The 14819-nt window shown below is 40.1% G+C and carries 18 protein-coding genes; 12 read left to right on the forward strand and 6 right to left on the reverse strand.

Translation table 11 applies throughout. From position 1 onward, the window contains the following. Window positions 1-9: 9 nt before the first annotated feature. Window positions 10-1296 carry a glutamate-1-semialdehyde 2,1-aminomutase gene (locus P8610_RS11240; RefSeq protein ID WP_394604450.1) on the reverse strand — a complete coding sequence of 429 codons (1287 nt, stop codon included), beginning with the start codon at window positions 1294-1296 and terminating at the stop codon, window positions 10-12. A 461-nt stretch (window positions 1297-1757) separates the two neighbouring features. On the opposite strand from P8610_RS11240, the gene P8610_RS11245 reads away from it, so the two are divergent. Genes P8610_RS11245 through P8610_RS11255 form a run of 3 tightly spaced genes read left to right on the forward strand, consistent with a single transcriptional unit; the run spans window position 1758 to window position 4350 of the window. After that, on the forward strand, window positions 1758-2774 hold the full coding sequence (locus tag P8610_RS11245; protein WP_394604471.1) for an ABC transporter ATP-binding protein: 1017 nt from the start codon (window positions 1758-1760) through the stop codon (window positions 2772-2774). Continuing rightward, window positions 2767-3558 (forward strand): ABC transporter permease, encoded by a 792-nt coding sequence (locus P8610_RS11250; RefSeq protein ID WP_066246047.1) that lies wholly within the window; start codon window positions 2767-2769, stop codon window positions 3556-3558. Before P8610_RS11245 ends, P8610_RS11250 begins: the two co-directional genes overlap by 8 nt. A 6-nt stretch (window positions 3559-3564) precedes the next feature. Next, the gene (locus P8610_RS11255) at window positions 3565-4350 is read left to right on the forward strand and encodes an ABC transporter permease (RefSeq protein ID WP_289497080.1); all 786 of its coding nucleotides are present in this window, start codon (window positions 3565-3567) and stop codon (window positions 4348-4350) included. Between the two features lie 35 nt (window positions 4351-4385). Here the strand turns inward: P8610_RS11255 and P8610_RS11260 are convergent, their stop codons facing one another. Genes P8610_RS11260 through P8610_RS11270 form a run of 3 tightly spaced genes read right to left on the reverse strand, consistent with a single transcriptional unit; the run spans window position 4386 to window position 7286 of the window. After that, window positions 4386-5306: an ABC transporter permease gene (locus P8610_RS11260; RefSeq protein ID WP_394604451.1), complete on the reverse strand. Its 921-nt coding sequence runs from the start codon at window positions 5304-5306 to the stop codon at window positions 4386-4388. Beyond that, window positions 5296-6222, reverse strand: coding sequence for an ABC transporter permease subunit (locus P8610_RS11265; protein WP_394604453.1), 927 nt, complete (start codon window positions 6220-6222; stop codon window positions 5296-5298). Before P8610_RS11265 ends, P8610_RS11260 begins: the two co-directional genes overlap by 11 nt. A 17-nt stretch (window positions 6223-6239) precedes the next feature. Then, window positions 6240-7286 (reverse strand): ArsR/SmtB family transcription factor, encoded by a 1047-nt coding sequence (locus tag P8610_RS11270; protein ID WP_394604455.1) that lies wholly within the window; start codon window positions 7284-7286, stop codon window positions 6240-6242. A 240-nt stretch (window positions 7287-7526) separates the two neighbouring features. Here P8610_RS11270 and P8610_RS11275 point away from each other — a divergent pair, with 240 nt between their 5' ends. The 3 genes from P8610_RS11275 to bcp all read left to right on the forward strand — a co-directional run bounded on the left by P8610_RS11275 (window position 7527) and on the right by bcp (window position 9344). Further along, entirely contained in the window at window positions 7527-8075 is a 549-nt protein-coding gene (locus tag P8610_RS11275; RefSeq protein WP_289497074.1) for an NADPH-dependent FMN reductase, read from the forward strand. 321 nt (window positions 8076-8396) lie between these two features. After that, entirely contained in the window at window positions 8397-8813 is a 417-nt protein-coding gene (locus P8610_RS11280; RefSeq protein ID WP_394604456.1) for an ion channel, read from the forward strand. A 60-nt stretch (window positions 8814-8873) separates the two neighbouring features. Then, window positions 8874-9344, forward strand: coding sequence for a thioredoxin-dependent thiol peroxidase (gene bcp, locus P8610_RS11285; RefSeq protein WP_394604457.1), 471 nt, complete (start codon window positions 8874-8876; stop codon window positions 9342-9344). A 28-nt stretch (window positions 9345-9372) separates the two neighbouring features. On the opposite strand, the gene P8610_RS11290 is transcribed toward bcp, so the two are convergent. Then, complete coding sequence (locus P8610_RS11290) at window positions 9373-9552, reverse strand: H-type small acid-soluble spore protein (RefSeq protein WP_289497070.1); 180 nt, start codon at window positions 9550-9552, stop codon at window positions 9373-9375. A gap of 145 nt (window positions 9553-9697) precedes the next feature. Between P8610_RS11290 and P8610_RS11295 the strand changes: the two genes are divergently transcribed. The 5 genes from P8610_RS11295 (at window position 9698) to perR (ending at window position 13114) form a co-directional block, all read left to right on the forward strand. Next, on the forward strand, window positions 9698-10807 hold the full coding sequence (locus tag P8610_RS11295; RefSeq protein ID WP_289497068.1) for an aminopeptidase: 1110 nt from the start codon (window positions 9698-9700) through the stop codon (window positions 10805-10807). Between the two features lie 66 nt (window positions 10808-10873). Beyond that, window positions 10874-11065 (forward strand): hypothetical protein, encoded by a 192-nt coding sequence (locus tag P8610_RS11300; protein ID WP_394604458.1) that lies wholly within the window; start codon window positions 10874-10876, stop codon window positions 11063-11065. 23 nt (window positions 11066-11088) lie between these two features. Next, complete coding sequence (locus tag P8610_RS11305; protein WP_394604459.1) at window positions 11089-12039, forward strand: D-2-hydroxyacid dehydrogenase; 951 nt, start codon at window positions 11089-11091, stop codon at window positions 12037-12039. Window position 12040: 1 nt separating this feature from the next. Next, window positions 12041-12589: a cob(I)yrinic acid a,c-diamide adenosyltransferase gene (locus tag P8610_RS11310; protein ID WP_289497064.1), complete on the forward strand. Its 549-nt coding sequence runs from the start codon at window positions 12041-12043 to the stop codon at window positions 12587-12589. Window positions 12590-12682: 93 nt separating this feature from the next. Next, a complete protein-coding gene (gene perR, locus P8610_RS11315) occupies window positions 12683-13114 on the forward strand; it encodes a peroxide-responsive transcriptional repressor PerR (RefSeq protein WP_289497063.1) in 432 nt (143 codons plus the stop codon). 33 nt (window positions 13115-13147) lie between these two features. On the opposite strand, the gene P8610_RS11320 is transcribed toward perR, so the two are convergent. Beyond that, entirely contained in the window at window positions 13148-13513 is a 366-nt protein-coding gene (locus P8610_RS11320; RefSeq protein ID WP_289497062.1) for a YgzB family protein, read from the reverse strand. Between the two features lie 119 nt (window positions 13514-13632). On the opposite strand from P8610_RS11320, the gene P8610_RS11325 reads away from it, so the two are divergent. Beyond that, the gene (locus P8610_RS11325) at window positions 13633-14499 is read left to right on the forward strand and encodes a nucleotidyltransferase-like protein (RefSeq protein ID WP_394604460.1); all 867 of its coding nucleotides are present in this window, start codon (window positions 13633-13635) and stop codon (window positions 14497-14499) included. Window positions 14500-14819 lie beyond the last annotated feature (320 nt).

Here is a 14819-nt window from a genome sequence, read left to right on the forward strand (position 1 = left end):
TTTCAAAACTTAAAGACGGCTGAATGCTTTTCCTGCTGCTTCAATCGTAGCAAGAACGTCTTCCTCTGTATGTGCTGTTGTTAAGAACATCGCTTCATATTTAGAAGGAGCCAGGTTGATACCTTCGTTAAGCATGTGTTTGAAGTACCTGCCGAAAATCTCTCCGTCTGTCGCTTCTGCCTGAACATAGTTCTCAATTGTTTCATCAGTAAAATAGAGGGTCAATGCGCCTTTTAAGCGATTGATGGTAACAGATACGTTATATTTCGCAGCCTGTTCTAGCAATCCTTTTTCCAAAATCGCGCCTAAGCGGTCCGTTTCTTCGTAAACACCTTCTTGTTGAAGAACTTCTAAACATGCGATTCCAGCTGAGATCGATGCCGGATTTCCAGCCATTGTTCCTGCTTGATAAGCAGGTCCGAGCGGTGCCACTTTTTCCATGATTTCTTTTTTACCGCCGTATGCTCCAATAGGAAGGCCACCGCCGATAATTTTCCCGAGTGCTGTCATGTCTGGTTTCACACCGAGTAAATCTTGAGCACCACCATACATGAAACGGAATGCTGTAATCACTTCATCATAAATGACAAGTGCGCCATGCTCGTGGGTAATATCGTTAACTGCTTGTAAAAATCCTTCTTTCGGTTCCACAATTCCAAAATTCCCGACAATCGGCTCAACTAAAACAGCAGCAATCTGGTCACCCCATTTTTCCATTGCGGCACGGTAGGCTTCAACATCGTTGAACGGAACGGTGATCACCTCTTGAGCAATTGATTTTGGTACACCAGCTGAGTCTGGAGTTCCGAGTGTAGAAGGGCCGGATCCAGCGGCAACTAGTACTAGATCAGAGTGGCCGTGATAACAGCCTGCGAACTTGATAATTTTATCGCGCCCAGTATACGCACGCGCAACACGGATGGTTGTCATCACCGCTTCTGTTCCAGAGTTTACGAATCGGACTTTATCCATAGCAGGCATAGCTTCTTTCAGCATTTTGGCGAACTTCACTTCAAGGGAAGTAGGAGTTCCGTAAAGCACGCCGTTTTCAGCCGCTTTAACGATCGCCTTTGTGATATGAGGATGAGCATGTCCGGTAATAATAGGACCATATGCAGCAAGATAATCAATGTAACGGTTGCCGTCTTCATCCCAAAAATAAGCACCTTGTGCACGCTCCATAAAAACGGGTGCGCCTCCGCCAACTGCTTTAAAGGATCGGGATGGGCTGTTAACCCCGCCGACAATATGTAGAAGTGCTTCATCATATAGTGCTTCAGATTTCGTGTGTTTCATCTATAAATACCTCCTGTAAACGATACGTCAGTTAAGTTCAATACATATTGTAGCATGAAAAACCATCATAAACAGGGATGGAAAACTCTGCATAATAGTCTCAACTATTTGAGTTTAGGAAGACGATTAGAGTAAACTTATCGAGTGCTTGAGTTTCTCTATTAGGAAACTCTCAATTTTGCATCTGCAAAATTAAGAGCTTTACAGTGAAATGAGTTGGTATTTGTTAAAGCTCTTTTCTAAAAGATTGTTGCTTTTGGGTCTGTTCATTTTCTTCAATGACTAATTGATTGGAGCGCAAGGTGCGAGACTCCTGCGGGACAAGCGGTCAGGTGAGACCCTTAAAGGCGCAAAGCGGCAAGGGGCTCACCGCCTGCCCGGCGGAAAGCGAAGCACCTGGAGCGGAAATCAACACATCCAAATGCAACAAAGATTGCGAAAAAAATTACGGAGGCATTTTTATGCAGAACATTATAGATGTACAGGGTTTAAGGAAAGAGTTTAAGTCTTTTTCGAGCCGTTCTGGTTTGAAGGGGGCGTTTCGTGATCTTTTTACACGAAACTATACGATTAAAACAGCTGTAGATGATATCTCTTTTACGATTAAAAAGGGAGAGATGGTCGGTTATATCGGAGAGAACGGTGCTGGTAAATCTACATCTATTAAAATGTTGACGGGCATTCTTACACCGACTGATGGGAAGATTGTCGTGAATGGCATGAATCCCCATAAAGAGCGGGAGAAGTTCGTGAAAACGATTGGTGTTGTTTTCGGCCAAAGATCTCAGCTCTGGTGGGATATTGCGGTTCAGGAGTCGTTCAGGCTGTTAAAGAAGATATACAATGTTCCAGATCAGCAGTACGAAGAGCATATGAAGGATGTCATTGAGACGCTCGATATCGGGCCGCTGCTCGACAAGCCAGTCCGAAAGCTATCACTCGGACAAAGAATGCGCTGTGAATTGGCGGCAGCTCTCATTCATAATCCACCGCTTCTTTTCTTGGATGAGCCAACGATCGGACTTGATGTTCTTGTTAAACTTAAGATTCGTGAGTTTCTAAAAAGAATTAATGAAAAGTACGGTACGACGATTCTGCTAACGACACACGATCTTTCAGATATTGAAGCGCTTTGTGAGCGGGTAGTAATGCTCGATGAAGGCAAAATCATTTATGATGGACCGTTAAAAGAGCTTCGTGAAAACTGGGCTGAAGGAAAGCAGATTCAGTTTCAGTTCAGTGAAGAAACAACATTGGAAGAATTACAGCTACTCACACAAGAACATCTGGTTGTTTGGGAAAAAGGGGAGAGCAATCTCGTTTGGGTAGCCTCAGTTGATAGCGATGAGACGGTGATCTCTGGAGTAATAGGTAAAGTGACGGCTTCTAAAAAGATTGCGGACTTAAAGATTCTCGAGATCTCGACAGAAGAGATTATTCGAAATATTTATGTTGAAGGTGCTGTTCGTCATGGGTAAGTATATCGAGATGATTCGCATCCGCTTTTTAATGATGCTTGCATACCGTACGAACTATTACAGCGGAATATTAATTTACAGCATCAATATTGGTGCGTATTACTTTTTGTGGAGTGCCATTTATGGCGGAAAAGAAAACATTCAAGGTCTGTCCATCACACAGATGACAACGTATATTGCCGTTGCGTGGATGGCGCGTGCGTTTTACTTTAACAATATCGACCGAGAAATTGCGATGGAGATTAAAGAAGGAAAAGTAGCAGTCGAGATGGTTCGACCTTATCCCTATTTGAATATGAAGATGATGCAAGGGCTCGGTGAGGGGATCTTCAGACTTTTATTCTTCTCAGTCCCTGGAATGGTAATCGTAGCGCTCGTGTTTCCAGTGGAATTGTCAACGAACATGAGTACATGGTTATTCTTTTTCCTGTCGATTATTTTCAGCTTTATCATTAATACGCAAATTAACTTGCTTGCCGGAATCGCCACTTTCTTCTTATTTAATAATGATGGTCTGATTCGTGCAAAACGTGTAGTGATTGACCTCTTTTCTGGACTTATTCTGCCGTTAAGCTTTTATCCGATGTGGGCACAGAACGTGATGAGCTACTTGCCGTTTCAAGGAATCAGCTATATACCAAGCATGATTTTTACAGAAGGATTTAAAGGGTCGCAAATATATGAAGCCCTGATTAATCAAGCTGTTTGGTCGCTGCTTCTTATCATACCTGTGTATGGGTTATGGATTTTAGCGAAGCGGCAGCTTGTGGTTCAAGGGGGTTAGAAGCAGATGGACTATATTTCAATCTTTTTTCAGTACGTTGCACAATATTTAAAAACAAGACTGACTTACCGTGCGGACATGGTGGTAGAGATTTTTTCGGATCTGTTGTTCCAAGCAGTTAATCTCGTGTTTATCCTTGTTGTTTTCGGACATACGAGTCTTCTTGCGGGCTGGAGCAAGGATGAGATGATCTTTATTTATGGATTTTTCCTTGTACCGTTTTCGATCTTTGCCTCTTTCTTTAATATTTGGGATTTCACGGATAGATATATTGTTAAAGGTGAGATGGACCGTATACTTACTAGGCCGGTTCACAGCTTGTTCCAGATCGTGTTAGAACGAATGGAACTGGAATCGCTTTTTGGTGTGATAACAGGATTAGTGGTTATGTTTTATGCAGGCGATAAGCTAGGTTTAGAGCTCAGCTGGTATGATCCGTTTATCTTTATCCTGCTTGTTATTGGTGGTGCACTTGTATATGCAGGGATCTTTATCGCCCTGGCAACGATAGGATTTTGGTCAGACTCAAGAACTGACATTATGCCGATGATGTACAACATCGGAAACTATGGAAGATATCCTGTTGATATTTACAACAAAGTAATCAAGTACGTGTTAACGTGGATTCTTCCGTTCGCATTCGTCGGTGTTTATCCTTCTTCCTATTTTTTGAAAAGGGAAGAGTGGTACACGTACGCCTTTTTAACACCTGTAGTTGGACTAGTATTTTTCTTAATAGCTGTAACGTTATGGAACGTTGGGGTAACAAAGTACAGAGGTGCAGGAAACTAAAGAAAACCGTTCTCCAAACATGGGGAACGGTTTTTTTAATAGATTGTTTGTTTATCAAAGCTTTTTTCAAGACTTTTCGTCATGATATTAACACATAAGATTAACAGGGTATAAGCAACCACAGGAATCATAACAATAAAAGGATCGAGCATCAGTTCCCGGTGATACATGCTGATTAGCCCAGTCCATTCGTTCGAAACAGTAGAATAGTTGTTAAATTGATCATGCTCTTGTCCTGACGTGATCTTAACTCCTCCAATAAATAAATGATAGATAGCCAAGTGGAGCATTAAGGTAAGGACTTGCGAAAATTGCCTGCCGGCGAGGACGAATAGTCGAGGCCATAAATGTGGCAGAACATGACGCTTGGTAATTTGTAAAGAGGATGATCCCATGTGTTTTGCGCAAGTAACATAATCATTTTGGGTTAATGAGTCAGCTATTTCTGCAATTATTTTTGCTAGTGGAAAGATGCCTACTGCAACAAGAACAACCAATTGGATAACCAAAGTTTCTGTGAAGTTGAGAACCGACTGTGTTCTAAGCTCATAAAAAAGGAGCGGAGATAAAACAAGCAATACGATCAATGATTGAGGGACATAATGAAAGCCCTGCAACAGGCCGCTTACCCAGTTGTTTTTAAACAAACGTTTAAAAACAAGTCCACCAATAAATGAAAGCAGCATTCTTGCAAGTGTAATAACAAGAGCGAAAAATACCGTATATTTAGCCCCATCTACTATCGCATAAAATAAATCTTTGCCATTTCGGTCTGTACCGAACCAATTATCTGCAGATGGACTGAACGGCGGAATATCGAGTGATCTTTGATTGAAATTGTAACGAAATTTCTCAGCAGACGGTTCGGGCATTATAGTTGGAACAACAATACTTATAATGATAATGGTAATCAGGAGAACTGTTCCTAAAGAAAAAGCATTTATTTTACGCAGCATTTGAAATCCTCTCTTTCTTAATAAACATCCCTACCCCTTTTACCGCTGCAAAAAGAGGAAATGCGATAAGCATCAGCAGCATAGCCCTCGTTTCCGCTGGCTGCTCACTAAGCAAAATTTGTATAATTCCATTCATGTTAAAGAGATATTCTAGTATGATCAAATGGCTAAAAAGCAGCAGCATGATATACGGTAGATGTATAGAAAGTTCTCGAAGTGTATTTTTAAAAAGATGATGAAAGACAATATGTGAATTAGCCAGTCCCTTTGAACGTGCGAAGGTAATATAGTCTTTTTCAATTTCAGCTTGCGATAGTGTTAACTGCATTCTGAACAAATAAATAGCTGGTACAATACTCAGTGTTATAACCGGTAATAGAAATGAAGGTTCTTTGCTAGATGTGAAGGGATTTGCTGCAAGGAAGCCCGTTTTTTTATAAATCCAAACAACAGCCAATTGGATGCAAAATACAAAAAACAAATCCGGAAATGCTTCAAGAATCTCACTAATTCGTAAAGCAGCTGTCTTGAATGAAGCCGGAAGCAGTTCTGCTATCCACCCCAGAAAAACAGCGATGATGAATGCAGCTGCAAAGCTAATCAGCAGCATGCCTAAAGTATAAAAAACAATTTTCCAAATTTCAGGAAACAAAGGAATTTCATAGATTTCATTAACAAATTCGTATGATAGGTTTACGGGCATAGGCTCAATTATCATATTTTGAGAATGGATATATAAAGTAAGGGAGTCTGGTCTCATCAGAGTTGTCAACACCTCTAAAACAGATTCTCCATATCTTAAAATACTAAAGTTAATACCATTTTCGTCAGCAAGAAAAGAAGGAACAGCAGCAATAAGAATAATACTTATACTTAGTAAAACTATTTGTTGAAGATCTAAAATTACTTTCCTCATTTAACAGTTCCCCTTTTTTAAGTTAAATCAGGTATATAGATATATTCATCCAGTACAGGCTGCTGCATAAATTGAGCAACATCTGTACGAAGTGATTCTAGTCTTTCTCGTTTACCGGTGTAGAACACGTAGTAGCCTTTTCTTTGTGTTGCGGCTAAACCGCATGAAAGCAATTGCTTTAAATGATTCGATACGGTAGCTTCAGTAAGATTGTATTTAAAGGCAAGTTGTTTTGTGCTGTATGGATGGTGAAGCAAGTCTTGCAGGATTTTAAGTCTTGTTGGTTCACTGAGTGCCTTTAGTAAGGTAATTAAGTCTTCAGGTGGTTCATGGTTTTTTTCAGAATCGGGTACAGCAACATGAAGGGCAATGGCGACACGGTCTTGGTTGCAGCAAAGCATAACGTGTGGAGTAGCGAATGTTGATGGCTGAATCACGAGTTTCGGAAACTCTTCAAACGAAAAGGTGTAAACATCATTCTTCTTAATTTTTATCGAATCGGAAGTTACTGTAACATCTGGGTGTATACTGTTTAAACTTTCAATTTTGGAGTCATTCAATTCTCTCTTAAAATTTTCAGAACCTCTTGCAATCCAAGGAGTAATTCTGAAAAGCTCCTCTGCAAACAAATAGCGGTTGTACTCATAAAAGAAATCACAGAACTTCCTTTTCCAGGCCGCAGCATGTAAGAGTATGTCTTTTTCAATTGAATGAAGAGGTGCTGATGCAGGATTGTTTTTCCACTTTAACAAAGAGTCGCTGCCATATCTCTCACCTAGCATGAGATAGGAAAACGTTAAGTCTGGTAGGAGAGCTAAACGTTCGATGGCTTCTTCAACTGTTGATTCAAAAAATTGAAATTCATTTCGAATGTTAACAAAATACATCCAGTCATAAAAATGCGGTCCCCATTCTTTGACTAAAAGTAAAAGATCTTGTGGTAATTTCTTTTCTGCTTTTTCAGCCCATGCAAGCCGATAAGGGTGGTGAGCAGGATTTTGAATAACATGAAGACTCATTATCATCTCGTTAAAAGGAGAAAAATCAACCGAAACAAGTGCCACTTAAATCGTCCTCTCATAAATGCGATATTTTTAATTTAATTAGTTCAATATCTAATTAGTTTTTTAAAATTCCAAAATTACAAATAATTTACATTCTATTGGGTAATAAGTCAATGATTATTTTTCTGGACTTAAGACCTGATTTTCAACAAATCAAACCTAATTGCTACAAAGTATCATTAGAAATCCTGTAAGATATGAACATACTTACATTGCATAGCAGAAATGAGGAAGATATAAATGAAAATCATGGTTATAGCAGGGAGCCCGACAGCTGAATCCAGAACAAGAGGAATTGCACAATATGCGGCTGAAGTTCTAAGGGAGTTGAATGTTGAAGTTTTATATTTTGATGTAGGAATCGATAAATTGCCTCTATTCACAGGGGATGCATCATCAGCTCAGAACGATACCGTGAAAAAGCTGGCTGAGTATGCTGAGCAAGCAGATGGATTCTTCGTAACGAGTCCTGAGTATCATAGCGGAATTAGCGGGGCTTTAAAAAATGCTCTAGATTTCTTAGGAGGCAAACATTTTAAAAACAAGCCTTCAGCTATTGCTGTTGCAGCAGGCGGCGGGAAAGGCGGAATAAATGCACTTGCCAATTTGCGCACGGTGCTTCGTGGTGTGTACAGTCTCGTGCTGCCCGATCAATATGTGGCAGATCCGGTGAACTTTGATGAAGGCAATGTGCTAGTGGATGAGCTGGCTCAAACGCGCGTTCGTGAACTGGCAACTCAGTTAAAAGAACTGACAGAGGTCGTCTCTGTTAATAAAGCAAAATCTTAAAAGCGGAAGGACAGTCTGTATAAAGCGGACTGTCTTTTTCTTAAAATCTTCTTTAAAAAAGGTTGTTGGTTTAAAAGTATTTTGGTTCAATTCTCTTCATTGACAAGTTGGTTGGAGCGCAAGGTGTGAGACTCTCGGCTAGGACTAGCGGTCAGGTGAGACCCTTAAGGGCGCAAAGCGGCAAGGGGCTCACCGCCTGCCCCGCGGAAAGCGAGCAACCTGGAGCGGAAATCAACCACTTTCAAAAGCAACAAAGTTTTTCGAAAACAAGGCTGTCCTATTATATCCACCTTTTTCATATGATGAAATGAGGTGGACTGAATGGAAAAAGCCGTTTTAATAATCTTACTTATAACAACTTCAGCTCTTATTGTCCGGAGTATTTGGATGCTTTTTAAACATCCCGGGATAAAAGAACATCTGATGCCGGTGAGTCATCTACTGATTCTGTTTATCGTATATGGAACGATCATTTCGGGATTTGGGCTTATATATGCACTCATATCATTAATGGGATATCCCGTCATAAAATTAGAACTGAATCAAAGTGATTTTTTTTCTTTTATAGAAGCTTGCATCTATTTTAGCAGCACGACGATACTTTCGGTTGGATATGGAGACATTGTTCCCGTCGGGGCAGGAAGGTGGATAGCTGCTCTTCAAGCACTGATCGGATATTTGCTGCCCATCGCCTTTGTACTATCTTCGGTTGTTCACCACAACAAAATGGCAAAATAGTTGTTTGAAAACAAAGAAATAGGCTACCCTTTAAGAAGAATGATTAAGGAGGGCCAAATGATGACAATAGAAACAGGAAGTAAAGCACCAGACTTCAAATTGCCAGCAAGCAGCGGGCAAGACGTTCAATTATCAGACTTTAAAGGAAAAAATGTCGTTTTATATTTTTATCCAAAAGACATGACACCAGGATGCACAACACAAGCGTGTGACTTCAGAGATCGTCATGCTGATTTCAAAAAGCAGAACACCGTTATTATCGGGGTTAGTCCAGATCCTTTAGCGCGCCATGATAAATTTATCGAAAAGCATGGTTTGCCATTTATTCTATTGGCAGATGAGGAGAACAAGGTTGCAGAGCTTTATGACGTATGGAAGCTGAAGAAGAACTTTGGTAAGGAATACATGGGCATTGAACGCTCTACTTTTATTATCGATGGGGATGGGAACATCGTGAAAGAGTATCGAAAAGTAAAAGTGAAGTATCATGTAGAAGAAGCACTGAAATTTATAAAAGAAAACCTGTCATAGAAAAAAGCCCTCGAGAAATTGGGGCTTTTTAACTTTCCTGAAGTTCGTTTACTGGTATGTCCATTTCATTATCTGGCTGTTCTCTCGTATAAGCTCTTGCTGTTTGATTGTTTTCGTCTACTGATTGAAGCCATACTGGTGTTCCATTGTGCAGGACTTCTATTTCTTTTTCCGATTCAATGATCTGCTGAGCGCGTGAAATATTCATGTAATCATTCACCTCCACGATTGTTATTATGCAGCATGGGCTAACACTCTATGCTTTTCAATCATAATAAATAGGCATAACGGATTATGAGTGATAAAATAAAATAGTGCGAATTTTATAACATATATTGTCGGGGGTATACATAATGAGAGATGAGCGTTTAACGACGTTAGCAAGAACTTTGCTGACACATTCCCTTAAGGTTGAAAAAGGGCAAAAAGTACTGATTACCTCTTTTACAGCTGGGAAGCCGCTTGTAAAAGAACTCGTTCAAGAAACATACAAGATGGGAGCTTATCCTTACGTACAGCTTGCTGACGAAGAGATTTCCCGTGCTTTGATGCTGGGTTCAACAAAAGAGCATACGGAAGCGCAAGTAAAATGGGATCTAGCTCGCATGGAAGATATTGATGCTTATATCTCCATTCAATGTAAAAATAATGATTCTGAGTTCTCTGAAGTTCCTAGCGACATCTTTCAGATGAAAGCAGAGCTGAACAAGCCTGTTCAAAACTTGATCATCAATGACCGCCAATGGGTATTGCTGAACTATCCTACAACAGGTCTCGCTCAAATGGCTAAAATGAGCTTAGAAAAGTTCACTGATTTTGTACTTGATGTGTGCAACGTAGATTATAAGGCGATGGCGGAAGCGCAAAAACCGCTTCACGCATTAATGGAACGTACGGATAAAGTTCGCATCACGGCTCCAGGTACAGATCTAACGTTTTCAATCAAAGGAATTCCAGCTGTCATGTGTGCGGGTGAGAACAACATTCCTGATGGAGAAGTGTTTACAGCACCAGTAAAAGATAGTGTCAATGGAACCATTACATACAACACGCCTTGTCCTTACCATGGCACAACTTTCAATAATGTAAGTCTTACGTTTAGAGATGGGAAAATTGTTGAAGCCACTTCTGATAACACAGAGAAATTAAACGAAATCTTTAATACGGATGAAGGCGCTCGTTATGTTGGTGAGTTTGCGATTGGTGTGAATCCGTTAATTCAGCATCCAATGGGAGATATTCTATTCGATGAAAAGATTGGCGGAAGCATTCACTTCACACCTGGAAGAGCTTATCAAGATGCATACAACGGAAACGAATCAGGCATCCATTGGGATATGGTGTTGATTCAGCGCCCAGAGTACGGTGGAGGAGAAATCTATTTTGATGATGTATTAATCAGAAAAGATGGCTTGTTCGTTCTGCCAGAACTTTTAGGACTTAATCCAGAGAATCTTAAATAAACACTCTTTTCCAAAAGATTGTTGCTTTCAAATCTTGTCTTCTATGATCGATGATTGGAGTGGAAGGTGCGAGACTCCTGCGGGACAGGCGGGCAGGTGAGACACTTAAGAGTGAAACGTACGAATGTGGCTCACCGCCTGCCCCGCGGAAAGCGAGCATCCTGGAACGGAGATCAACCACTATCTAAAACAACAAAGCGTTTCAAAACAAAACAGCAACAATTAAAAAAGCGGGGAGCACGTTCCCGCTTTTTCTAATCCATTAAAAGAAGGTGTTTCTCATGATTCTTTCAAGTGCAAGATTAAGAAAAGAGATAAAAGACCAGATAAAGAAGCGTTTTCCTGAAGAAGAGTTCCGCTTTTACAACAACATGAAAGAAGCTAAGGCATATCTTGAACAAGCCGAAATCCTACTTTCATACGGAGAAGATTTGACAGATGAATTGGTTGCTGAGGCAAAATCCCTTAGATGGATCATGGTCATTTCAGCAGGTCTTGATAAAATGCCTTTTGAAGCCCTGGAAAAACAAGATGTTCTCATCACGAATGCAAGAGGCATCCATAGAACACCAATGGCAGAATATACGATTTCGATGATGCTTCAAGTGTCACGCAAGACGAGTCTGCTTTTAGAAAATCAAAAACAGCATACATGGGATCGGAAAGTCCCGATGACTGAGATTTCTAGAAAGACTCTCGGTATCCTAGGTACTGGTGCAATCGGCTGTGAAATAGCGAGGCTTGCAAAAGCGTTCAATATGAGAACAATAGGCTTTAATAGAAGCGGACATCCTGCTGAAAACTCGGACTTAATCGTAGATAAAGAAGGAATCAATAAGTTGTATGAAGAAAGTGATTTTATCGTAAATGTTCTTCCATCTACACAACAAACTCATCAATTTGTAGGAGAAAGAGCATTTTCCCTCATGAAAGAGAGTGCAATATTCATCAACATTGGCAGAGGGACGACAGTAAATGAAGAAGAGCTTATTCAAGCACTGCGAGAAAAGAAGATCAGCCACGCTGTACTCGATGTGTTTGAAAAAGAACCATTACCAGAAGAAAGCCCGCTTTGGGATATGGAGAACGTAACGGTTACTCCACACTTATCAGGGATTTCTCCACAATATCAAGAAAGAGCCATTGAGATCTTTTGTGATAATCTTACTTCTTTTAGAAAAGATAAAAGTGAAGAGATGGTCAATATCATTCCATATGACCGGGGGTATTAATATGAAAATATACACAAAAACTGGAGATAAAGGAACGACTTCATTAATTTATGGAGAACGCGTTTCTAAAAATGATGTGCGTGTAGACGCATATGGAACGTGTGATGAGGCAAACAGCATGATCGGCTTTGGAGTCAGCCTGATGCCCAAGGAGGATTGGGCGGAGAAAGCAACGGTAACTATGCAAAAAGTACAAACCGTTCTTTTCCATGTTGGTGCAGAACTGGCAACACCTGCAGGGAAAGAAGTAGCGTGGAAGTTGAAAGAAGAGGATATCCGTTTTCTTGAAGAAACCATCGACGAATGGCAAGCGGGACTTAAACCTCTTAAACAATTTATACTTCCAGGAGGTTCACCATCAGCAAGTGCTTTTCATACAGCCCGTACGATTGCGAGACGAGCCGAGCGAATTGCTGTTGGAATAGATGGCGTTAATCCATTAGTGATGTCTTACTTAAACAGACTATCTGACTTTTTGTTTATTGCAGCAAGATATGTAAACGAAAAGATGAAGGTGAACGAGCCTGTTCTGCACGAAGATCATTCATAAAACTGCGCTTCAATTGACAAAACCTGTAGGTAGCAGTAGACTAATTATAACGATTACAAAGTAAGAATTCTTAAAGAAATGGGGTGCATGACGATGTCTAGCGCAAAAATCAGTGCGGCAATTGACAACTTAAAATCAGCAGGTGTTCGTATAACGCCTCAGCGTCATGCTATCTTAGAGCATCTTATCCAATCAATGTCCCATCCAACAGCTGATGAGATCTACAAGGCGCTGGAAGGGAAATTTCCTAATATGAGTGTTGCAACAGTCTACAACAACCTTAGAGTTTTTAAAGAGGCGGGTCTTGTTAAAGAACTGACTTACGGAGACTCATCAAGCCGATTTGATTGTGTAACAACAGATCACTACCATATCATCTGTGATTCGTGCGGTAAGATTGTGGATTTCCATTATCCTGGTCTAGACGAGGTTGAGAGTCTCGCAGAATCTGTAACAGGCTTTGATGTAGGACGTCACCGTATGGAAATTTACGGAGTATGCCCGGATTGCAAAAGAAAACATTAAAAAAAAGCTGACTTCCCATACGGTGAGTCAGCTTTATCTATTTTCTTTACGCATTTGGCGTTTAGAATTATATTTTTCATCAAAATCTTCGCCTTCAAGACTTTTATCCATCGTAAGCGGCTGATTACAGGACATGCAAGCATCTACACGACCTAAAACTTTTGTGACCTTACCACAGTTCGGACAAACCACCTGTACAGCTTGGGTAGAGATCATTCCGATCCAGAAGTAAACACCAGCGCTGGCGATTGTTGCGATAAACCCAACCACCATAAAAATCGACATAACGACAAAACTTGTCTTGAAAAACAGGCCAGCATACATGATGATAATACCTATAAACACTAGGCTTAAGGCAAACGTACGTATTTTATTAATTTTGCTCGTATACTTTATCATACCTGTCCCTCCTCCGTTCATTAGTATAACATATGAACTCTCTAGAAAAGAAAAAGGATTTCTTTATTTGATGTTGAAAGATAACAAACAGGATTTTGTTAAAATGGGAGATGACCTTCATGGAAGATATTTTACGCCCGCTATATCAAGAGAGAGCAAGCAACGAAAACACACTAGGTGTTCTTTTCGTTGAAAAAAACAAAACATTCAGCCCTGGAACCGATCACTTTGACTGCGTTCTTCTTATAATAGTAAAAGAATCAGATCAACCTTGGATGATTAAACACTATGAATTCGAATCAGGATCGGCTGCTCTGCATGTTGTAACAGAAGGCCTTCTTAATTCCTGGCTGATGCTAGGATCTAATAGAAGAGCTGTAGACTGGGTAATGAACGGCAAGGTTCTATTTAACCGTAACGAATACATAACGAGATTGCGTGACCGGCTGCACGAGTTTCCGGCAGAAGAAAGAACACATAAGATTGGCCTTGAGTATGCAAAACTGCTTCGTCGTTATAATGATGGAAAAGAATTATTTCACTCAGGTCATTATTTAGATGCATTTAACAACATCATGCATGCTCTTCATCACCTTGCTCGGTTATCGGTTATTGAACATGGATACTATCCTGAAGTTACGGTATGGAATCAGGTTAAAGTGATACAACCGGAAATCTTCAAGTTATATGAAGAACTCGTCACAGGTGAAGAATCCATTGATAAACGAATTGAACTTCTATTACTTGCATCTGAGTTCTCGCTCTCTTCAAAAACCAAATTAGGTGCCAATCACTTGTTAGGTGTTATTAAACAAAAAGAAGAGTGGGCTTATCATGAATTAATGGAACATAGTGAGGTTCTGGATTACGCTATTGATCTTCCGATGATTCTTAATCACTTAAAAGACAAAGGTTATATTAAGACGGTTAAACGAGAAACAAAGAGCAAGAACCTGTACCATCGCTACTACGCAATAAAAGAATAAACTTTTTTATAAAAAGGTGTTGACCTGTTTATCTATATCGTGCTATATTATTTCTTGTCGCTGCGACACATAGAAACAATGTTGCAGACGGGAAACACGATAAAAAAACAGGTTGACATCTTCTTTTTAAGATGCTATCCTAATAAAGTCGCCAAAACGAGCGACGAGCTAGAAACAGACAGTTCTTTGAAAACTGAACAAAAGAAATAGGTAAGGAATTAAGAATTAATTCCGTCAGTTTTAAAATCGAGCAAGACAAACACTTTTATGGAGAGTTTGATCCTGGCTCAGGATGAACGCTGGCGGCGTGCCTAATACAT

The sequence above is a fragment of the Fictibacillus sp. UD genome (assembly GCF_043558025.1).
Lineage (GTDB): Bacteria > Bacillota > Bacilli > Bacillales > Fictibacillaceae > Fictibacillus.

Excerpts from the sequence above, each read along its gene's own strand:
- P8610_RS11310 (WP_289497064.1), top strand. The coding sequence starts at position 12,041 with ATGAAAATATACACAAAAACTGGAGATAAAGGAACGACTTCATTAATT.
- P8610_RS11260 (WP_394604451.1), bottom strand. The coding sequence starts at position 5,306 with ATGCTGCGTAAAATAAATGCTTTTTCTTTAGGAACAGTTCTCCTGATT.
- P8610_RS11265 (WP_394604453.1), bottom strand. The coding sequence starts at position 6,222 with ATGAGGAAAGTAATTTTAGATCTTCAACAAATAGTTTTACTAAGTATA.
- P8610_RS11240 (WP_394604450.1), bottom strand. The coding sequence starts at position 1,296 with ATGAAACACACGAAATCTGAAGCACTATATGATGAAGCACTTCTACAT.
- P8610_RS11250 (WP_066246047.1), top strand. The coding sequence starts at position 2,767 with ATGGGTAAGTATATCGAGATGATTCGCATCCGCTTTTTAATGATGCTT.
- P8610_RS11255 (WP_289497080.1), top strand. The coding sequence starts at position 3,565 with ATGGACTATATTTCAATCTTTTTTCAGTACGTTGCACAATATTTAAAA.
- P8610_RS11245 (WP_394604471.1), top strand. The coding sequence starts at position 1,758 with ATGCAGAACATTATAGATGTACAGGGTTTAAGGAAAGAGTTTAAGTCT.
- P8610_RS11290 (WP_289497070.1), bottom strand. The coding sequence starts at position 9,552 with ATGAATATTTCACGCGCTCAGCAGATCATTGAATCGGAAAAAGAAATA.
- P8610_RS11295 (WP_289497068.1), top strand. The coding sequence starts at position 9,698 with ATGAGAGATGAGCGTTTAACGACGTTAGCAAGAACTTTGCTGACACAT.
- P8610_RS11325 (WP_394604460.1), top strand. The coding sequence starts at position 13,633 with ATGGAAGATATTTTACGCCCGCTATATCAAGAGAGAGCAAGCAACGAA.
- P8610_RS11320 (WP_289497062.1), bottom strand. The coding sequence starts at position 13,513 with ATGATAAAGTATACGAGCAAAATTAATAAAATACGTACGTTTGCCTTA.
- perR (WP_289497063.1), top strand. The coding sequence starts at position 12,683 with ATGTCTAGCGCAAAAATCAGTGCGGCAATTGACAACTTAAAATCAGCA.
- bcp (WP_394604457.1), top strand. The coding sequence starts at position 8,874 with ATGACAATAGAAACAGGAAGTAAAGCACCAGACTTCAAATTGCCAGCA.
- P8610_RS11305 (WP_394604459.1), top strand. The coding sequence starts at position 11,089 with ATGATTCTTTCAAGTGCAAGATTAAGAAAAGAGATAAAAGACCAGATA.
- P8610_RS11280 (WP_394604456.1), top strand. The coding sequence starts at position 8,397 with ATGGAAAAAGCCGTTTTAATAATCTTACTTATAACAACTTCAGCTCTT.
- P8610_RS11275 (WP_289497074.1), top strand. The coding sequence starts at position 7,527 with ATGAAAATCATGGTTATAGCAGGGAGCCCGACAGCTGAATCCAGAACA.